The organism is Pseudomonas sp. LBUM1646 (genome assembly GCF_059716165.1).
Map to the genome: position 1 here is coordinate 1,540,992 of NZ_CP166810.1, position 18,793 is coordinate 1,559,784.

Annotated in this window: 20 protein-coding genes and 1 tRNA gene; 8 read left to right on the top strand and 13 right to left on the bottom strand. The window is 57.5% G+C overall.

Annotation, left to right across the window (positions count from 1 at the left end):
• Positions 1 to 1,454: 1,454 nt before the first annotated feature.
• The 7 genes from ACA071_RS06805 (at position 1,455) to ACA071_RS06835 (ending at position 6,349) form a co-directional block, all read left to right on the top strand.
• Positions 1,455 to 2,192, top strand: a complete 738-nt coding sequence (locus tag ACA071_RS06805) for a PA3715 family protein (protein WP_497643676.1) — start codon at positions 1,455 to 1,457, stop codon at positions 2,190 to 2,192.
• On the top strand, positions 2,189 to 2,944 hold the full coding sequence (locus ACA071_RS06810) for a PA3715 family protein (protein WP_497643677.1): 756 nt from the start codon (positions 2,189 to 2,191) through the stop codon (positions 2,942 to 2,944). Before ACA071_RS06805 ends, ACA071_RS06810 begins: the two co-directional genes overlap by 4 nt.
• A gap of 6 nt (positions 2,945 to 2,950) precedes the next feature.
• Positions 2,951 to 3,391 (top strand): fosfomycin resistance glutathione transferase, encoded by a 441-nt coding sequence (gene fos, locus ACA071_RS06815; RefSeq protein ID WP_497643678.1) that lies wholly within the window; start codon positions 2,951 to 2,953, stop codon positions 3,389 to 3,391.
• Between the two features lie 34 nt (positions 3,392 to 3,425).
• Entirely contained in the window at positions 3,426 to 4,064 is a 639-nt protein-coding gene (locus ACA071_RS06820; protein WP_497643679.1) for a LysE family translocator, read from the top strand.
• An 80-nt stretch (positions 4,065 to 4,144) separates the two neighbouring features.
• On the top strand, positions 4,145 to 5,494 hold the full coding sequence (locus ACA071_RS06825) for a sensor domain-containing protein (protein WP_497643680.1): 1,350 nt from the start codon (positions 4,145 to 4,147) through the stop codon (positions 5,492 to 5,494).
• 117 nt (positions 5,495 to 5,611) lie between these two features.
• Positions 5,612 to 5,770 carry a KGG domain-containing protein gene (locus ACA071_RS06830; RefSeq protein WP_149417815.1) on the top strand — a complete coding sequence of 53 codons (159 nt, stop codon included), beginning with the start codon at positions 5,612 to 5,614 and terminating at the stop codon, positions 5,768 to 5,770.
• Between the two features lie 75 nt (positions 5,771 to 5,845).
• The gene (locus tag ACA071_RS06835; protein WP_497643681.1) at positions 5,846 to 6,349 is read left to right on the top strand and encodes a DUF4142 domain-containing protein; all 504 of its coding nucleotides are present in this window, start codon (positions 5,846 to 5,848) and stop codon (positions 6,347 to 6,349) included.
• Positions 6,350 to 6,393: 44 nt separating this feature from the next.
• Here the strand turns inward: ACA071_RS06835 and ACA071_RS06840 are convergent, their stop codons facing one another.
• The 3 genes from ACA071_RS06840 to ACA071_RS06850 form a co-directional block, all read right to left on the bottom strand.
• Entirely contained in the window at positions 6,394 to 6,804 is a 411-nt protein-coding gene (locus tag ACA071_RS06840) for a low affinity iron permease family protein (RefSeq protein WP_497643682.1), read from the bottom strand.
• Positions 6,805 to 7,049: 245 nt separating this feature from the next.
• Positions 7,050 to 7,589: an AidA/PixA family protein gene (locus ACA071_RS06845; RefSeq protein WP_497643683.1), complete on the bottom strand. Its 540-nt coding sequence runs from the start codon at positions 7,587 to 7,589 to the stop codon at positions 7,050 to 7,052.
• A gap of 124 nt (positions 7,590 to 7,713) precedes the next feature.
• On the bottom strand, positions 7,714 to 8,217 hold the full coding sequence (locus tag ACA071_RS06850) for an inclusion body family protein (RefSeq protein ID WP_497643684.1): 504 nt from the start codon (positions 8,215 to 8,217) through the stop codon (positions 7,714 to 7,716).
• A 394-nt stretch (positions 8,218 to 8,611) separates the two neighbouring features.
• Here ACA071_RS06850 and tam point away from each other — a divergent pair, with 394 nt between their 5' ends.
• Positions 8,612 to 9,382, top strand: coding sequence for a trans-aconitate 2-methyltransferase (tam, locus tag ACA071_RS06855; RefSeq protein ID WP_497643685.1), 771 nt, complete (start codon positions 8,612 to 8,614; stop codon positions 9,380 to 9,382).
• 144 nt (positions 9,383 to 9,526) lie between these two features.
• Here tam and ACA071_RS06860 read toward each other — a convergent pair whose 3' ends face one another.
• From ACA071_RS06860 to atzF, 10 genes are all read right to left on the bottom strand, one after another.
• The gene (locus ACA071_RS06860) at positions 9,527 to 10,255 is read right to left on the bottom strand and encodes a class I SAM-dependent methyltransferase (protein WP_497643686.1); all 729 of its coding nucleotides are present in this window, start codon (positions 10,253 to 10,255) and stop codon (positions 9,527 to 9,529) included.
• Positions 10,256 to 10,635: 380 nt separating this feature from the next.
• On the bottom strand, positions 10,636 to 10,899 hold the full coding sequence (locus ACA071_RS06865; RefSeq protein ID WP_054615884.1) for a hypothetical protein: 264 nt from the start codon (positions 10,897 to 10,899) through the stop codon (positions 10,636 to 10,638).
• Between the two features lie 526 nt (positions 10,900 to 11,425).
• Complete coding sequence (locus ACA071_RS06870) at positions 11,426 to 11,593, bottom strand: hypothetical protein (protein WP_178128987.1); 168 nt, start codon at positions 11,591 to 11,593, stop codon at positions 11,426 to 11,428.
• Positions 11,581 to 12,315: a zeta toxin family protein gene (locus ACA071_RS06875; RefSeq protein WP_497645277.1), complete on the bottom strand. Its 735-nt coding sequence runs from the start codon at positions 12,313 to 12,315 to the stop codon at positions 11,581 to 11,583. Before ACA071_RS06875 ends, ACA071_RS06870 begins: the two co-directional genes overlap by 13 nt.
• Before the next feature lie 611 nt (positions 12,316 to 12,926).
• Positions 12,927 to 13,000: transfer RNA gene (locus ACA071_RS06880), tRNA-Gly, on the bottom strand.
• A 182-nt stretch (positions 13,001 to 13,182) separates the two neighbouring features.
• Entirely contained in the window at positions 13,183 to 14,067 is an 885-nt protein-coding gene (locus tag ACA071_RS06885) for an alpha/beta fold hydrolase (protein ID WP_497643687.1), read from the bottom strand.
• A 312-nt stretch (positions 14,068 to 14,379) separates the two neighbouring features.
• Positions 14,380 to 15,072 (bottom strand): pseudouridine synthase, encoded by a 693-nt coding sequence (locus ACA071_RS06890; RefSeq protein ID WP_497643688.1) that lies wholly within the window; start codon positions 15,070 to 15,072, stop codon positions 14,380 to 14,382.
• Between the two features lie 34 nt (positions 15,073 to 15,106).
• Positions 15,107 to 15,325 (bottom strand): cysteine-rich CWC family protein, encoded by a 219-nt coding sequence (locus ACA071_RS06895; protein WP_497645278.1) that lies wholly within the window; start codon positions 15,323 to 15,325, stop codon positions 15,107 to 15,109.
• A gap of 5 nt (positions 15,326 to 15,330) precedes the next feature.
• Positions 15,331 to 16,818, bottom strand: a complete 1,488-nt coding sequence (locus ACA071_RS06900) for a sensor domain-containing diguanylate cyclase (protein ID WP_497643689.1) — start codon at positions 16,816 to 16,818, stop codon at positions 15,331 to 15,333.
• Between the two features lie 193 nt (positions 16,819 to 17,011).
• Positions 17,012 to 18,784, bottom strand: a complete 1,773-nt coding sequence (gene atzF / locus ACA071_RS06905) for an allophanate hydrolase (protein ID WP_497643690.1) — start codon at positions 18,782 to 18,784, stop codon at positions 17,012 to 17,014.
• Positions 18,785 to 18,793 lie beyond the last annotated feature (9 nt).

Genomic DNA, 18,793 nt, shown 5'->3' on the forward strand with positions numbered 1-18,793 from the left:
CTGAAAATGGGCTGGTTGAGGAAGGGATAAAGCCATTCACTTATTAATCTCAGGCGAACCCCGCTCTTTGTAGCAACTGGCGAAACCCGCTCTTTGTAGCAGCTGGCGAAGCCTGCGTCCGGCTGCGCAGCAGTCGTAAAACCTGAGCACGCGGTCTTCCTGAAACACCGCGTCGGCTGGGTTTACGACTGCTGCGCAGCCGGACGCAGGCTTCGCCAGCTGCTACGGATCGTGTTGTGGCTTGATTGGTTGATATTGGTGCTGAAAATGGGCTGGTTGAGGAAGGGATAAAGCCAGTCATTGAATCTCAGGCGAACCCTGCTCTTTGTAGCAGCTGGCGAAGCCTGCGTCCGGCTGCGCAGCAGTCGTAAAACCTGAGCATGCGGTCTTCCTGAAACACCGCGTCGGCCGGGTTTACGACTGCTGCGCAGCCGAACGCAGGCTTCGCCAGCTGCTACGGATCGTGTTGTGGCTTGATTGGTTGATATTGGTGCTGAAAATGGGCTGGTTGAGGAAGGGATAAAGCCATTCACTTATTAATCTCAGGCGAACCCCGCTCTTTGTAGCAACTGGCGAAACCCACTCTTTGTAGCAGCTGGCGAAGCCTGCGTTCGGCTGCGCAGCAGTCGTAAAACCTGAGCATGCGGTCTTCCTGAAACACCGCGTCGCTGGGTTTACGACTGCTCCACTCTTTGTAGCAGCTGGCGAAGCCTGCGTCCGGCTGCGCAGCAGTCGTAAAACCTGAGCATGCGGTCTTCCTGAAACACCGCGTCGGCTGGGTTTACGACTGCTGCGCAGCCGGACGCAGGCTTCGCCAGCTGCTACGGATCGTGTTGTGGCTTGATTGGTTGATATTGGTGCTGAAAATGGGCTGGTTGAGGAAGGGATAAAGCCAGTCATTGAATCTCAGGCGAACCCTGCTCTTTGTAGCAGCTGGCGAAACCCACTCTTTGTAGCAACTGGCGAAACCCACTCTTTGTAGCAGCTGGCGAAGCCTGCGTCCGGCTGCGCAGCAGTCGTAAAACCTGAGCACGCGGTCTTCCTGAAACACCGCGTCGGCCGGGTTTACGACTGCTGCGCAGCCGGACGCAGGCTTCGCCAACTGCTACGGATCGTGTTGTGGCTTGATTGGTTGATATTGGTGCTGAAAATGGGCTGGTTGAGGAAGGGATAAAGCCATTCACTTATTAATCTCAGGCGAACCCCACTCTTTGTAGCAGCTGGCGAACCCTGCTCTTTGTAGCAGCTGGCGAAGCCTGCGTCCGGCTGCGCAGCCGGACGCAGGCTTCGCCAGCTGCTACGGATCGTGTTGTGGCTTAACTGATTGGCATTGGGCGTACCGGCGGCGGAGGCCAATCGACGTTGCGGTGGCAACAATTTGTTGAGCGGACGCCATGCACCGAGGATAGTGCGCGACAGAATTTAACTGGTTTACATCACACAAGGAACAGGGAATGACATTGAAGTCTGGCTGGATGGGGTTTACAGCGCTGTGCGGTTTGGTAATGACGACGCAGGCATTTGCTGCGTGTGAGAAACCACCGTTTTATGGCGATTTCGGTTACTCGGTCTGCAAGGACTGGCCGGCTTATCCGGGGCTGGCGATTACGGCGTTGTCGCAGTTCGAGTCGGGTTATTCGGCCAGCGATTCCGGTCCTGAGGGTAAATATGATCTCGACCTCGCCGTTGTCTCGGCGGGCGATTCGAAACCGCTGGCGACCTATCACAAGTCATCCGCTTTTGAGTCGGATGCCATTGCCTTCGAAGACCTGCAACTCGATACGGCGCGTTACAAACTCACACCTGACCTGCGAGCCTTCGGCGTGCGCGTCACGTTCAAAGGCTCGTCACGCGTCAATCCAATGGATGAAACGTTGCTCTCGCTCTACGTCAAAGAGGGCAACACGCTGCGTCCGGTCATGGATCGACTCATCACCTATCAGTACGCTGGTGAATGGGATGGCGATTGTGCCGGTGAGCGTAATGAAATCACCCGAACACTCGAAATCGGCAAAACCAGTTCACATGGCTACGCGGACCTGATCGTCAAAACGGTGTCCATGAGCACGGTAGGGAAGGGCGAGGGAGAGGCGTGTGAATCCAACTCCGTTACCGCCAAACCGGTGCAGACGACGCTTCGCTACGACGGTAAAAACTACGTTTTGCCAGGCGACTTCAAGAGCGTTCAATGACTGCGCATCCATCAGGGAAGAACACGATGAGCACACGCAAACTGCTGACCTCACTCACCATCCTCGGCCTTATCGCGGCGGCCAGCCAGGCGCAAGCGGGTTGCGAAGAAGCACCCTCAGGCACGCAGTCGGTCACCCTTTGCAAAGTCTGGCCGGCGTATGACGACCAGACCATTGTGGCCACGTCGACATTCAAGCCGGATTCCCCCGACGGCAACAGCGATGTCGGAAACGTCGATCTGGAGTTGGCGCTCATCCGTTCGTCCAGTGCGAAACGGCTGGCCAGCTACCGTAAAAACGACGCCTATTCTTCGGACGCCGTGGCGTATCAAGGCCTGACCATTGATACGGCACGCTACAAGTTGACGCCGGACGCTCGCGCGTTTGGCATCCGCTCACGTTTTGAAATCAGATCAAGCGTCAATTCTTACCACAAGAATGAACTGGCGTTGTACCTGCGGGAGGGCGCTACGTTGCGCCCGGTGTTGGAAGGGCTGGTGATGTCGACGGGTCGGGGCGAGTCGGATGGCAACTGCGAGGGACAGGGCGAGGGAACCCAAAGAACCGTCGATATCGGCAACACCTTTCATAACGGCTTTGCGGATCTTGTTGTCAGCTCTACCGTGACAGTGACCCAACGCTTTCTGGTGGGCGAAGAGTGCCAGGACAAGTCGAAAAAGTTGAAAACAACCCGGGTCATCCTGAACTACGACGGTAAGCAATACATCGTGCCCGAAGCGCTCAGAGGTTAATCACCCATGCTCACCGGCCTCAACCACCTGACCCTCGCCGTCACCGACCTGAACCGCAGCGTCGCGTTCTATCAAGGTCTGCTGCAACTGCGCCTCGACGCGACCTGGGACACCGGCGCCTATCTCTCGCTGCCAGGCCTGTGGTTGTGCCTTTCCGTCGATCCACTGCGCAAATCCGAACCTGCCCGCGACTACACCCACTACGCGTTCACCGTCAGTGCTGTGGATTTTCCAGTGTTCGTTGAACACCTGCGATCCGCCGGTGTGCAGGAATGGCGCGACAACCGCAGCGAAGGCGCGTCGTTTTACTTCCTTGATCCGGATGGCCACAAGCTCGAAGTCCATGTCGGGGATCTGGCCTCGCGGCTGCAAGCCTGTCGGCAAAAGCCATATGCAGGGATGAAGTTCTTCGACGATCAGTCAGTTGATCGCCAGGAGCTGAGATAGACTTGCGACCAATCGCCCCAAACAGGACTTCCCCATGACCCCATCGCTGCTAATGGCTGTTCTCGCCTCCGGTTTTATCTACGGCATCACCCCCGGTCCGGGCGTGCTGGCGGTGTTCGGAATTGGCGCGGCCCGTGGTCGACGGGCGGGGGCGGGGTTCTTGTGCGGGCATTTGCTTGGGGATGTGGTCTGGTGCAGCACGGCGCTGATCGCGATTGTCGGTGCGCGGGAAATCGGCAGCACGGCGTTTGATGTGTTGGGCGTGCTCAGCGGGCTCTATCTGTTCTGGCTTGGTCTGCGCGCTATTCGTGCTCGCCGCAGCAGCGCCGATGCGCCGCAAGGGCCGGCGCGGCAGCCGTTCTGGCACGGCATCCTGTTTGGCTTGACCAACCCGAAAGCCTACCCGGTGGCGGTGGCAACCTTCACCGCGCTGCTGTCCAGTCGCGCCGAATTGCTCCATTGGTCGATGCTGCCCTGGCTGATTGCCCTGAGCTTCGTGGGTGGATTGCTGGCGTACGCTATCCTCATTGGCATTGTTGGTGCGCGGCAGGTGCGCACCGCGTATCAACGTCATGAACTGTTGATCACGCGGTTATGCGGGGTGATGTTCATCGGTTTCGCCATCAACGCCCTGGCGCATGCGTTGCCGGGCTTGGTCACGAACAAGGCTTGAGTCTGATCGCAGGGCGCGTCAGTCGTACCCGTCAAGGATGGTTCTTTATCGCTGCATTTTCCGGAAACGCGCCCTGCACCATGCCCACCCCAAATTCCGCGCCGTTGGCGAGCTACATCGACCTGTTGCTGGACGCCGTTTGTGCGGTGGATAAACAGGGTCGCTTTGTATTTGTCAGCGCGGCCTGCGAGCGTATTTTCGGCTACACCCCGGATGAGTTGGTCGGCCAGGCGATGATCGACCTGGTGCACCCCGCCGACCGCCAGCGCACCCTCGAGGCTGCGGGGGAGATCATGGGCGGCGAGCCCAAGCTCAACTTCGAAAACCGCTACCTGCGCAAGGATGGCCGGGTGGTGCACATCCTTTGGTCGGCGCGTTGGTCGGAAGTCGATCAATTGCGCATTGCCGTGGCCCGGGACATCACCGAGCGCAAACAGGCCGAGTCACGACAAGCGGCGTTGTATGCGATCTCCGAAGCGGCCCATGCGGCGGAAGATTTGCTGGCGCTGTTCAAGCGCATCCACACGATCATCGGTGAATGGCTGCCAGCGCTGAATTTTTCCGTGGCGCTGTATGACGAACACTGCGCGCAGCTGAACTTTCCCTACCACGTCGACGACCGCGAGCATCAGCCCGAACTGCCCGGCACCGTGACTGGGCGACTGTGCGCCGAGGTCATTCGCAGCGGCCAGCCGATCCTGCTGACTCCGGAACAGGGTGAACTCCCCGAAGACTTCAAGGCGCTGGTGGCGGGGCTGGATTCACCATGCTGGCTCGGCGTACCGCTGAACTCGCAAAACGGCACCATCGGCGCACTGATCGTCAAAAGCGTGGCCGGCGGCGAGCGCTACACCGAGCAGGACAAAGAATTGCTGCAATACGTCTGCGCCCAAGTCGCGACGGCCATCGAGCGCAAGCAATTGCACGCGCGGCTGCAGCATATGGCGCAATACGATCAACTGACCCAACTGCCCAACCGCGAATTACTGCGTGATCGGCTCAAGGCCTCGCTGGCGCTGGCTCGTTCCGAGGGCGGACGAATGGCGTTGCTGTATGTCGATCTGGACCGTTTCAAACAGGTCAACGACACCCACGGGCATGCGGTCGGCGACATGCTGCTGCAAGCGGTGGCCAATCGGCTCAAGGGCTGCGTGCGGGAAAGCGACACAGTGGCGCGCATCGGCGGGGATGAGTTCGTGGTGCTGCTGCACAGCATCCATGCCGCCGAAGACGCCGACAGCGTCGCCGGAAAAATCCGTCAGGTGCTGGTGCAACCGCTGCGCCTGGATGGCCACAGCCTGAACATCGAACCGAGCATCGGTGCAGCGCTCTATCCTGAGCACGGCACGGAAGAAAAGCAGCTGTTCCGCTACGCCGACGAGGCCATGTACGCCGTTAAACGCCTTCGTCACCGGCCGCTTGAAGCCTGAGTGTTCGCTGCCGTTCGTCGCAATATCCCCAGTTTTTTCTAAACCTTTGGACGGATCGGAATTCTGATCCTATGCGGGCGTGTGCTCGCCGCGATCAACACCAAGAGGAAGAGAATCATGCCTAACTCAAGAAACTCGAACTCGGGAAACTTTGCTAACGATCGAACGAAGGCGTCTGAAGCGGGTCGCAAAGGTGGGAAAACTACCACCACGACTGTCGACAAAGACCCTGTGAAACCCGATATGGGCCGCAAAGGTGGTCAGAAATCCAAGTAGTGGATGAAGGTGGTTTTGATTGAGAGGCGGGAGCGAAAGCTCCCGTTTGAATTTTTTTTCGAGGAGGGCGCGACCATGAGCCGGATGGCCACCCGTATACGCAGTGCCAGTTTTGCCACGCTTTTGGGCCTGTTTGCCAGCAGTGCCTTTGCCGAATCGCCTGCCGATTTCATCAACGATGCGTCCGCCAAAGGCATGGCCGACATCGAAGCCAGTCGCCTGGCGCACCAGAAAAGCGAATCCAAAGAGGTCAAGGACTACACCATCGTGGTCATCAATGACCGAACGACCGCCAACCAGCATCTGGCAAAAATCGCCAAGAAGCTCGACTTGCCGGTCGCACCCCGCGAAGAAGTGGTCGACAAGGCCAACGCCCTGATCCCGGAAGTAAAGGACGACGCAACCTTCGACCAGGCCTATGTCGCCCATCAGGTCGAAGCCACCCAGGAGGCCATTGCACAGATTCAGCAGGAAGCGCAAACCACCGACGTCCCGGAAATCAAAGCGTTCGCTGAAGAAACCTTGCCAAAACTGCAAAACCATCTGCAGATGGCCAAGGCCTTGCAAGCCAGCCGCTAGCCCTTATGTCGCGCGGGTGACCGAAGTCACCCGCGAATGGCGGATCAGCATTGATCCAGATTTGACTTCGGTTTGCCGTCGGTGGCGGTCACGTCCATGGCAATCGTTTCGCCTTCACCGATCTTGCGATACTGCTTTCTCAACGCTTCCAGCTGCTTCAGATCCAGCGATTCCAGCCCCAGCATCGCGTTCTGCGCCTCTTTCGTCACCCGCAGCAGCTCATCGATCTTCAAATGCAAAATATCCGTATCGCGGTTCTGGGTGTTCTGGATCAGGAACACCATCAGGAACGTAATGATGGTGGTCGAGGTGTTGATGATCAGTTGCCAAGTATCGTTGAAGTGAAAGATCGGCCCGGTTAACCCCCACACAACAATCAGAATGATCGCGATCAAAAACGTCGTGGGACTACCGGCCCATAGCGCGAGCTTCTGCGAGATTTTTGCGAATTTCATTGCCGTATTCCTTATAGGGATGCGCCTGACATTCAGACAGCGACGGCATGTTGAAAATTCTAATTACCTATCTACAAATTCGGGGCAACGCAAACCCTGTAGCAGCTGGCGAAGCCTGCGTTCGGCTGCGAAGCAGTCGTAAATCCTGAGTGCACGGTTTTCCTGAAGCACCAGATTGTCTGATTTCACGACTGCTTCGCAGCCGAACGCAGGCTTCGCCAGCTGCTACATCATGGCCAAGTGGCTTAGGCAGAAAGCGTCACCTCAACCGCCCAACTGAAATACCCCACCGCTTCACATTGCTGGTTAACCAGCATGAAGCTCAATTCGCAGGCGGCCACACCTGTGGTCAGTTGCGAGCACTCCCAATAGTGATCATCGGCCAGGTGGCTGCCGGGTTTGGTCGGGTTGGCCGGATCGGGGGCCGGCACAGTGAGGCCGGTATGAACCAGTAGATTGGCCGGGGAGAGCACAGGGGTATCGCCCACGGACATGTCGTAGAACACCACGCTGTGCTCAGCGATCAGGCTCACGGTTCTGCCGCGAATATGAAAGGTTTTTCCGTTGTTGGCGGTTAATGTCAATTTACTGTCATTTTTGACGTTTTGTCTGATGCCATTTCCACTGACAACGAAGATGAATCCATTGCTGATCGTCGTCGGTGTTCCAGCCTCAAGACTGGGTGTCGGATACTTTGCCAGCAGCGATTCTGCATCGACGATCAGCAACACATTGTTGGCCGTCGCGACACTGGAAGAAGGTGATTTGATCGGTTCGGAAGTCATCATGGATTCCTTTCATGATGTTGGCACAACACGGGCAGCCGCTTCGGTTCATGCAAGACATCCTGTTCCTGCCGAAACGGCAATGAACGGGGTTGGCCCCTCGTCGCCAAGGGGCCAGCCTTCGTCAGTTACGGATGGTGATGAACGGATCCCACGAGCAGCAGCCGACGATTTTGCAGTCGCGATCGACGATCAGAAAATGGAAGTGATAGGTCACGCTACCGCACGACAGTGTTTCCGACGACCAGTAATGGTTATCGACTTTCTGGCAGCTTGGCACCGATGGGTTGCTGGTGTTAGGGACGGCGACGCAGGCCGTAGCCTTGCGTGGCGTAGGCGTGGAGATCAACTCGCTGCCGACGTTACCAATGAACTTGTAGAAAATGACCGCGGTCTCGAAGCTCTGCGACAGGCTGGTTTCACGCCAGCGAATCAAGTCGCCCACCTGAGCTTTCAAGTTGAGTTCGCCACCGGCCTGGCCACTCACTACGTTGTTCTGGTTGGTCACCATGTACACATGATTAACGTCGATCATCGTTGGCGAAGCAGGGTTTTTGCTGATGTTCGGGTAGTTTTTCAGAATGGTTTCGGTGTCGATAGAGACCAGCACATCCGTGACTCGAGACATAGTAAAGCTCCTTGTTCATAGTGAGTGCCTGGCAATTTTCCAGGCACGACAACGCTTGCTTGCCTTGCGGCCGTTGCTGAAACACTACGGGCGGAACCCACCATGCACGAGGCACGAGTTGGCCTTGCTCCTTGCGTGCAAATTAATAGGTCGGGTTCCTTCCGACTGGCCGCGATTAGGACTATAGATGCGAAATACAGGCTGTCAAAATTGATAGGCTGTTCGCTAGACGAACGGTCGATTTGGTTATGGTTCGCTATGATTTGGCGATAAGAAAATCCCGCTTCAGATCCACCGTGTTACATATGTCGAATAGGGCTGGTGCGTGGGTCGGGGTATCGTAGCGAACCGGTTGTGGGCCCAGGCCAGGACAACCCTTCGACAGGAGAACGCAATGAGTTGGTCCGCCAAGCAATACGTCGCTTTTGAAGATGAACGCACCCGCCCAGCCCGGGATCTGCTCGCGGCGATCCCGCCCGTGGACGCGCGCTCGGTCATCGACATCGGTTGCGGCCCCGGCAATTCAACTGAGTTGCTGGTGGAGCGCTTCGACAATGCCATGGTGCAGGGTGTGGACAGTTCGACCGACATGATTGAAGCCGCCCGCAAGCGCTTGCCGCAAGTGCAGTTCGACACCGTTGACATCGGAACCTGGAACGATAGCGGCCCGTTCGACGTTATCTTCGCCAACGCGGTGTTGCAGTGGTTGCCCGATCACGCGACGTTATTGCCCTCACTGGCCGGCAGATTGACCAAGGGTGGCAGCCTGGCGATCCAAATGCCCGATAACCTCAACGAACCGTCCCATCGGCTGATGCGCGAAGTCGCCGCCAATGGCCCGTGGGCCAGCAAGTTGGCGGACGCTGCCGGGCAGCGGACGGAAATGGCCAGCGCCAGCGCTTACTACTCGATGCTGCGGCCACACTGTAAGCGCGTCGATGTGTGGCGCACGACCTATCATCATCCGCTGGCGGGTGGGGCTTCGGGCGTGGTGGAGTGGTTCAAGGGCAGTGGCTTGCGGCCGTTTCTCGATCCGCTGGATGAGGGCGAGCGGGCGGAGTATTTGAAGCAGTATCTGGCGGCGATTGAGCAGGCTTATCCGGCGTTGGAGGATGGGACGGTGTTGTTGCCGTTTCCACGGTTGTTCATTGTCGCGACGCGGTAAAAGCGGATGTCACACTGAACTTGTGGCGAGGGAGCTTGCTCCCGCTGGACTGCGCAGCAGTCCCCTTCTTTTGGGGCCGCTTCGCAGCCCAACGGGAGCAAGCTCCTTCGCCACAGAGTCATCAGTGTTCGTTCTATTTAAGTATCAACGTCCCACCGCCACCAACATCATCATCGGCCGCTCACGCTCCTCCGCCAGAGCAGGCTGCGCTGCCACCTCGGCATCACTCGGGCCCCATTCATTGACGTGCTGAATCGTGAATCCCGCCGCTATCAAAGTATTCAGCAAAGTCCCCACCGTCCGGTGCTGTTTGATCACACCCTCAGCCAACCAATTAGTCACCCGCTCACCTTCCAGCTGATAACTGTCCAGGGGCCAACGCTTGCGACCTTCGCCATCAATCAGCCAACCGGGATTACTCGGCGCCATGAAAATCGGGTGTTCGATGGAGAACACAAAGCGTGAACCGGGTTTCAGGGCTGCGTGGATATTGGCGAACAGGCCTGGCAGATCCTTGATGTAATGCAGCGCCAAAGAGCTGTAGGCAAGGTCGAAACTGCCGGTAGGCAAGTCGAGATGTTCAAGGTCGGCGCGGGCGTATTGGATGTTGATAGCGGAAGTCGTATTGCGCGCCTGTTCCAGCATCTTTTCCGATACATCGAGACCGAGCACGCTGTGGGCACCTTGCTCACTGGCCCAACGGCTGAACCAGCCATACCCGCAGCCGAGGTCCACCACCTTCAGGCCTTTCATCGGCGGCAGCATGGATTGAAGTGCCGGCCATTCCGGCGCCGCATCCAGACCGCCGATCGAACGGCCCATCTGGCTGTAGCCCTGGAAAAATTCAGGATCGTCGTAAATGTTTTGCGTCATGTTCGCGTTGCTCTATTGAGTTCGTCACGGGCGGCACCGGTGGTGCGGCCGATTGGTTTCCCTCGAAGAGTGATGGCGCGTATTCGTCGATGGCCGCGCAGGGGGAGGGTGGTTGTAGATGAGGGAGATGCTAGCGGGTTGGGCGAAGCGGGGAAATGGGATGTGCGTTATGGATGTGTAAGCGAGGAGGAACACACTCTTTGTAGCAGCTGGCGAAGCCTGCGTTCGGCTGCGCAGCAGTCGTGAAACCTGAATTCGCGGTCTTTCTGATACACCGAATCGCCTGATTTAACGACTGCTTCGCAGCCGAACGCAGGCTTCGCCAGCTGCTACAGGCACGAAAAGGGCGCCCCAAAAGGCGCCCAATCTAACCGTCAGAACTATTCCGCATCCAAGCGTCGTGCGATCACGTCCAGCACATCGCAACCGTCGCGCAAGGGCACGCAGCACAACAATGCGAAGTCGCTGAGGACCACCGAATCAGACGTGATGTCACCTCGCATCGCGAGGTTTTCGAGGAGCTGCGTCACGGCCCGAATTCTGTAACTGGCAGTGCTGAGCAGGGAGTGCAGCGGTTGGGTGGTGTTGACGAACAGGGAAGGTAGATCGTCGGCGTTGCTGGTTAGAGCCATGTATTCGTTCATAAAAATCACCATGTAGTTGAAAGACCGCTACTACTCAAGATGTCGCCAAACAAATTGGGTGGCAGCTGTACGCGGGTTGGCGAACCGGACATGGTAAAACCGGCAGATCATAGGATCTCCCACGCACAGCTACCAAAAACAGGTAGCTAAGTGCGTCCAGAAGCGCTCCGAAATTGCCCGGAAGCTTCTGCACCATGTCGCCGAGTCGCCAAACCCGACACGCCATTTTGGCGTTGGGTGACTATAGGCTTCATGGTGAAAACGCAGCAATCCGCAAGTCTACGGACAATTCCTAGAGTAGTGTAGGACGTTGCTTTTTCGAAAAAGCGCCCCTTTGGGGTTCGAAAAAAAAAGGGCTGACTGTGCTTGGTTCGACGGGCGCTGACTGGCTGTTCACGGGATCAGCGGTCTTAAGGGGTTTGCAAGGAGCAGAATTAGCGTACGTGGCGAAGCGTGAAACAACGTAAACGTCAGAAATGAAAAAGCCCGGCGTTTGGCCGGGCTTTTTCGAAATTCAGTAACGCGATCAGGCTTGCTTGGCCTGTGCTGCCAACATGATTTCATTCTGTTTCTTGGTAGCTTCCGTCAAAACCTCACTGTATACGCGTTTCTTTTCTTCAGATTTTGCGTTACGAATGAAGTCTGCGAATGGACTCGAGGATTCTTTTGTAGATCCGAATTTCATCGTAAACATGGGTTTGCTCCGTCTGGTATCCCAAGCATGGCCATCAGTTCGTGTCTCGTGTGCTTCTCGGGTATATGGTAGTCGATCTTGTCAACGCCAGCCTTGTAGAGCCTGGCAGAGTTATCAATGTGCTTCAAAAGTAGATCGACGTGAACATCTTTACCGAACTCTAGCTTAAGCGTGTTCACTACGTCACGCGCTGCGAAATACTGTTCGACGAAATGCTCGGGTCGAATCCGTCGTCCCTCGGCTTCCTCTCGGGCCTTCACGAAGGACCATGCAAGCCTAGGGTCTTGATAGACGTAAAGAATTTGCACGAATCTCCCTTTGCCCAGGCACCGCTCGACATTACTCCTGGCAATCTCGATATTTGAAAGCGTCCCGTCCAGCAGGAAAGATTGCTTTCGATCTAATGCGAGATCAATCAGCTTTCCAACAAGAATTGATACCGCTCCTTGGAAAAGCCAGGCATTGCCACCCTGGTATCCTTCAAATTCGTTTCTGAGCTCGTCCGGATCAATTCGTAGGATGGCGGTATCGCAGAAAAAGTTCAGGAGGGCTACGGATGCTTCCGTTTTGCCCGCGCCGGGCGACCCTGCCATGAAAACCGATACAGGCTCTGTTTCGGGCGGATATCTGTCCCTATCTGTGAGTCTCTTGCCGATCGTCTTCTTGTTTGATCGGGCAAACCTAATCGCCTCATCCCATAGGCCTTGCTCTTCTGCCGTCATACCAAGCTTTTTGTCTTCTAGCACTGATAGAGAACCTTTTTCAAGTAACTGGTCGCTTACCGTTTTTGCTCCTTGTTTACCGTACCGCATGCCATACACGTGAGGCGATCTCGGATATCCGCCACTCTCCTGTGAATCTCCTCACAATTCTATCCAGCTTTACATCTCATGTAAGCGGTCAGATTGGCTAATGGAGCACGGCATGGAATCTCTCCGCAAGACTACTGGAAAATTTGTCTCAAGCGCGAAGGGCCGTGGTCAGGTAAAAGCGTACTCAGAGAAAAGATGACAGATTTGTTTCTTGCGCATCCATGTACTCGAACGTGGACTCAATTCACGTTGAAAGTCGCTGTGAGGATTGCCGCTTGGCTACTAACCGAGCTTGCGACGAAAAACTGCCCTACCATTGCGGTTTTTTTGTCCACACATTTTGTCGCACATGGCGGATGACCTGTTCGATCAGCTTCAACGAATACATGAATTTGGTGAAAGCCCTGACGCGCTCACACAACTCAAATTCAAGACATAAAAAAACCGGCCACATCGGACCGGTTTTTTTCTATCTCTAAATCCCCCGTCAAAAACCCTTCAACGTGAGACCAAAATTCGATTGGAGCGGGTGAAGGGAATCGAACCCTCGTTATCAGCTTGGGAAGCTGGAGTAATGCCATTATACGACACCCGCTCAGAGCGGCTGACTTTGTACCAGATGTGCGCGCGGATTTGAAGTTTTTCTTTATGTGCGCTGCATTTAGCACGAGGTGACACGAAGGCATGGGCCGTGTGACGGCCATTCGCGGGCAAGCCTCGCTCCTACAGGAATGCGTTTAGCTCTGTAGAGCGGGGCTTGCTCGTGATGACGTTGTTTCAGATTGCCAATGCATGTTGGTCCTGGACGTAGTGGTAACGCGGTCGGCTGGCGTATTGCGCCGGTTTCAGGAAGCCCAGCAGTGCGTTTTGGCTGTCTCGGCAGGCGGCTTTGTGTTCCATGTCGAGAAAGTGCCCGGTAGCTTGCAAGGTGCTGAAGGTGGCGTGTTGCACGTGGTTGGCGAATAGCCGGGCGCCGTCGGCGGCGGTGTATTCGTCCCATTCGCCGTTCATGAACAGCACTGGCACGTTGATTTTTTCCGAGGCTTTGAGAAAGCACTCGCGATCGCTGTGCAGCAGGTCGCTGATGTGGAAGTGCATCTGCCCGTATTCGTGCTCGGCCAGGGTGCTGACGTGGCGATAGTTGAAGCGTTTGAACAGCGATGGCAGGTGTTTGCCGATGGTGCTATTCACCAGGTTGCCGACCCGGTCGCCGTCACGGCTGCCGAGGTAGTCGACACCGCGTTCCAGATAGTCGCGCATGTGCTCGTTGATCTCTGGGGAGAACGAGCTGATCACGGCTTTTTCGATGCGCCGTGGCCGTTGGGCGAGGGCGACCAGGGTGGCGGCGCCGCCCCAGGAAAACGACAGCACGTGTTCAGCGGCGAAGTGGTCGATCAGCTCCAGCAGGATCTGGCCTTCGACTTCCTTTGTCAGCAATTTCTCGTGCAGGTTGTGGGCTTTTGACTTGCCCGCGTAGGGCTGGTCGTAGCACACCACATTGAACTGCGGATGAAGGTTTTTCACGGTCTGAGCAAACGACGCAGTCGTGGCCATCGAGCCGTTGACCAGAATAATGGTCTTCTCTGCGGCGTCTGCGCGATAGAACTCCGTGTAAACCCGATACTGACCCTGTATATCCAGCACAGCGATTTCTGGCCTCATGTCATAAGACTCCTGGGCAAGCGGGTATGCGCGCAAATGAGATTGCACGAGCTTTGTGACAGGTAGGCATTCGCCTGGAATTTGGAGCCCATGTCGATCCATTGAAGGCCGGTCGACGGGTTTTATTATTGGCGGGCAGTCTGCCGGTGGAAGACGGAACCTGAGGGTTCTCTGCCGGCAAAAAGTTTCTTAGAAGTATGTTGTGACTCGTCGGTCACAATCTGGCCGACGTCCTGATTCAAGCAGGGGCAACGGCATCGCGCAAGTGTCATTCGTAAATTGTTCGACAACTTCTGCTGAGCGGTCGCCTGCTTAGATCAATTGAATCTCTTCGGTGCGCAACGCGCGGTACTCGCCCGGTTTTAGCGCGTTATCGAGCACCAGCGGGCCCATGCTTTCGCGGTGCAGGCGCAGCACCTTGTTGTCGAAATGGCCAAACATGCGCTTCACCTGGTGATAACGACCTTCGACAATGCTCAGCCGCGCGGACTTCGCCCCGAGCAGCACCAGCTCGGCAGGTTGCGTGGTGAGATCCTCAAAGGCGAAGTACAACCCCTCGTTGAAGGTGACTGCATACTCCGGGCCGATCTCCTGTTCAGTCTCGACGTAATAGACCTTCGGCAGTTTGGTCTGCGGTTGGGTCAGGCGTCGCGACCAGCTGCCATCGTTGGTGATGATCATCAGGCCAGTGGTGTTGAAGTCCAGGCGCCCGGCGATGTGCAGGTCGTCCTTGTCGGGCTCGTGGATCAGGTCCAGAACGGTCGGGTGTTGCGGATCGCGGGTGGCGCTGACGCAGCCGGGCGGCTTGTTGAGCATGAAGTAGCGCGCAGGTTTGCCGACTTGCAGCACATCTTCATCGACTTCGACGCGGCTGAATTCCAGCACTTCGCTGTGCGGATCGCTGACGACTTTTCCGTCGATGCGCACGCGTTTTTCCACCAGCAACAGACGCACCTGCTTACGGTTGAAGCGCGGCAGGTTACTGAGGAAACGGTCTACACGCATCGGTTAAAAATCGGATGGAGAAGGGCCGCGCATCTTACGTGATCGGCCAGGCGGCTGCTTGCAACTGCGCCTCGACCTGCGCGCAGCGTGGGCACAGGCAGGAGAGGTCGCGCAGCTCGGCCGGCAGCGCTTCGAGGACCGCCGGGTCGATGCTGACGCCGTAGCACCAGCAGGCGCGGTCGGCGGTTCGTGGGTCGGCCAGGCTGCAGTCGTTGGGGGCGCCGCAGGCCGGGCAGAGGTCAGGCTTTTTCATCAAGGTTATTCATAAACGGAGTGAGGCATTTCCACGCAGGTGCGGTTGCGGCCGGCTTGTTTGGCCCGGTACATCGCATGATCGGCCCGGGACAGCAGCGTATGCAAGGTTTCATCCGCTTGCAGGGTGGTCAGGCCGATGCTTACGGTCAGCTGCAGGTCCTTGCCGTTGTAGGCATATCGCTGTTTTTCTACATGCTGGCGAATTTTCTCGGCGATTTTCTGACCGGTCTCACCGTCGGTATCCTTGAGCAGCACGATAAATTCCTCACCGCCCCAGCGGCAGACGATGTCGGAATGGCGCAGGCAGCTTTCCAGGTCCCGGGCGAAACCGATCAGCACTTGATCGCCGGCGAGGTGACCGTAGGTGTCGTTTAATACCTTGAAATGGTCCAGATCGAGCAGTAAAGCGGTGAGCGGTTTCGGTTCGCGCTGGGCTTCGTGCATCGCTTGCGCCGCCAACAGGTCGAAGCCACGGCGGTTGGGCAACTCGGTCAGGCTGTCGAGGGTGGCCTGGGCCTGGATCTTGCTCTGATAGCGTTTGATCACGCGGTTGAGCAGGGCCAGCACAATCAGCGTGACGAGCAGGCAGATCAGCAGGTTGAGGTACAGCGACTGGCGGATCTCACTGAGGGCGCCGTCTTCGCGTTTATCGACGAACAGGTACCAGTTCAGCTCCGGAATGAAGCGCACGTTGAGGAAATGTCCCTGGCCGTGGACGGAATATTCGTAGCTGCCGCTGTGGGGCTTGGGCAACTGGCTGACCAGGCCTTTCATGCTGTCGAGCTCGCCCAGGCGCTGGCCGGCCCGTGCGCCTTGTGGGCCGCCCTCGGCGCCAGTGAGCACCAAGCGGCCGAAGGTGTCGACGAAGTACACGCTGCGTTGATAGCGCTGTTGGTATTTGTCGATCAGTTTGATCACCGCATCCACCGTCAGACCGACGCCGGCCGCGCCGATGAAGCGTTTGTTGTAGTCATAGACCTTGTAGTTGATGAAGACCGTCAGGTTGTCCTTGTTGGCCAGGTCCGGGTCGACGTTGATTTCGTAGGGCTCTTTCATGTCGCGAACGCGGAAGTACCAGGCGTCCCGCGGCTCGTCGACTTTGATTTGCTTGAGCACGCCTTTGGCGTGGTAGTAGGTCAGGCTGCTGTTGGAGATGAAGAATGCGGTATAGGCGCCGTAGTGGGTCATGACCTCATTGAGGTAGCGGGTCATCTGATCGGGATCGTGCTCGCCGTTGACCACCCAGTCGCGCATGAACGTGTCGCGGGACATCATCGAGGAAATCAGGATCGGTCTGACGAGGTCTTTCTGGATTTCCGAATAGACCGTGTCGGACGTCAGGGGCAACTCGGTGTTGACGATGCTGTCGCGGATCGACGCTCGCGAGGCGTAGTAGCTGAGAAAGGAGGTGGCGAGGAAACCGGCGCCCAACAACGCGATCAGCGTGAGGACCAACGAACGTTGGGAATACAGCGGCGAGCGAAGCGGCATGGTAGTTCCGTTGGCAGTAACCCGATGGCATGCATTCTAGTGGGAGTGCGCGCAAATAACTGCCCCGAATCCCACGCTCCTGCTTGATCGTTCCCACGCTCCGCGTGGGAATGCATCCGGTGACGCTCTGCGTCACGCTTGCGAAGGAACGCGGAGCGTCCCGGGCGGCATTCCCACGCGCGCGTGGGAACGATCACTTGGCGAGGTAAGCACGCCACCCACCGAGATGGCTGATTTCCACCGCGCCCTCAAGCCCATAAGCCTCACAGATAAACCCACTCTCCCAGCGCCCATCCGCCAGTTGCACCTTGCCCAACCCCAGCGGCGCCGGAATTCCGGTCAAAAATGACCCCAGCTCACTGCTCGGCAGTTCCCAAACCTCCACCGCAATCGCCACGCCCCCGTCCTTCACTCGCACCATCCCCGGACGAAACGGCGGACCACCGGCCAACGCATACAGTTGATAGTCCGGCGAACTCAACGTTGTCTCCACCAGCCGAGCCCCACGCTGCTTCAGTTGCCAGTTCAGCGCCAGTCCATCCAGGTGCGCGCCACACACCACCAGCCGTGCGCGATCATTGCGGGCAACCGCCGCTGGTGCAGGCGACGCCAAACCTTGCAGACGCTGCAAACCATCCGCCACGCTCAACAAATACTGATCGGTAAACGCCCGGCCAAACAGCGTCACGCCCCACGGCAAACCATTGCCCATAAAACCGCTGGGCACGGCGACGGCGGCGTAGTCGAGCAGGTTCATGAAGTTGGTGTAATAGCCCAATTCGGAATTGCGCAGCACCGGTTCGGCGGCCAGTTCCGCCAACGTGACGGGGCGGCCGATGGTCGGCGTGAGCACGCAATCGAGACCGTCCAGGGATTTGTCGCACAGGGCTTTCAAAGTTTGCAGTCGATACTGCGCACGGAAGGTCTGCACGCCGGTCACAGCCGGGGCCTTGGCCAGTACTGCGCGGATCACCGGCAACACCGCTTCGGGGTTTTGCTCCATCAACTCGCCGGCCACGCTGTAGCGCTCGGCGACCCACGGTCCTTCATACAGTAACTGCGCTGCTTCGAGGAACGGTGACAGGTCCAGCTCCACCGCTTCACCGCCCATGGCCTTGAGCTGGTCGATGGCATCGCCGAACAACAACGGGCCTTCCGGGCAGCCGAAAAACTCCAGGTCCTGCGCACGAGGCACGCCGAAACGGAAGGGGCGCGGCGCACCGAATGCCGAGCCGTCATTCCACAGCGGATTGCTGCGGCTATAGGTGTCCCGTGGATCGAGATGCGCCGTCAGCGCCAGCAACTGGCTGGCCTCCCGCGCGGTGGCGGTAAAGGTGGTCACACAATCGAGCGTGCGACAGGCTGGCACCACGCCGCCCGTGGAAATCAGTCCTTTGGTGGCTTTCAACCCCACCAGATTATTCAGCGCCGCTGGCACCCGGCCGGAACCTGCCGTGTCCGTCCCAAGGGAAAAACTCGCCACACCCAACGCCACCGCCAACGAAGATCCAGCACTGGACCCGCCCGACGGATACTCCGGCAACACGCTGTTCGGGCACGCGCCATAAGGCGAGCGACTGCCATTCAATCCCGTGGCGAACTGATCGAGATTGGTCTTGCCCAGCGGAATCGCCCCCAGTGCCAGCAACTGCTCGACGATGGTCGCCGAACGCTGCGGCACATAGGCAAATGCCGGGCATGCCGCCGTGGTGGGAATGCCCGCCAGGTCAATGTTGTCCTTGATCGCGAACGGCACGCCGTACAGTGGCAGGCTGTCGAGATCGCGACCGTCGAGCGCGGCGAGGTACGGTTCCAGTTCTTCGACACTGAGCAAGTGGATGAACAGGTGATAATCCGGGTTCAGCGCCGCCGCTTTGTCCCGCAGGCCGAGCAGCAGTTGCCGAGGGGTGGTCTGGCCATCGCGATAAGCGCTGCGCAGGGCGTCGAGTTGCAGATTGAAGTTCATGATTCGATC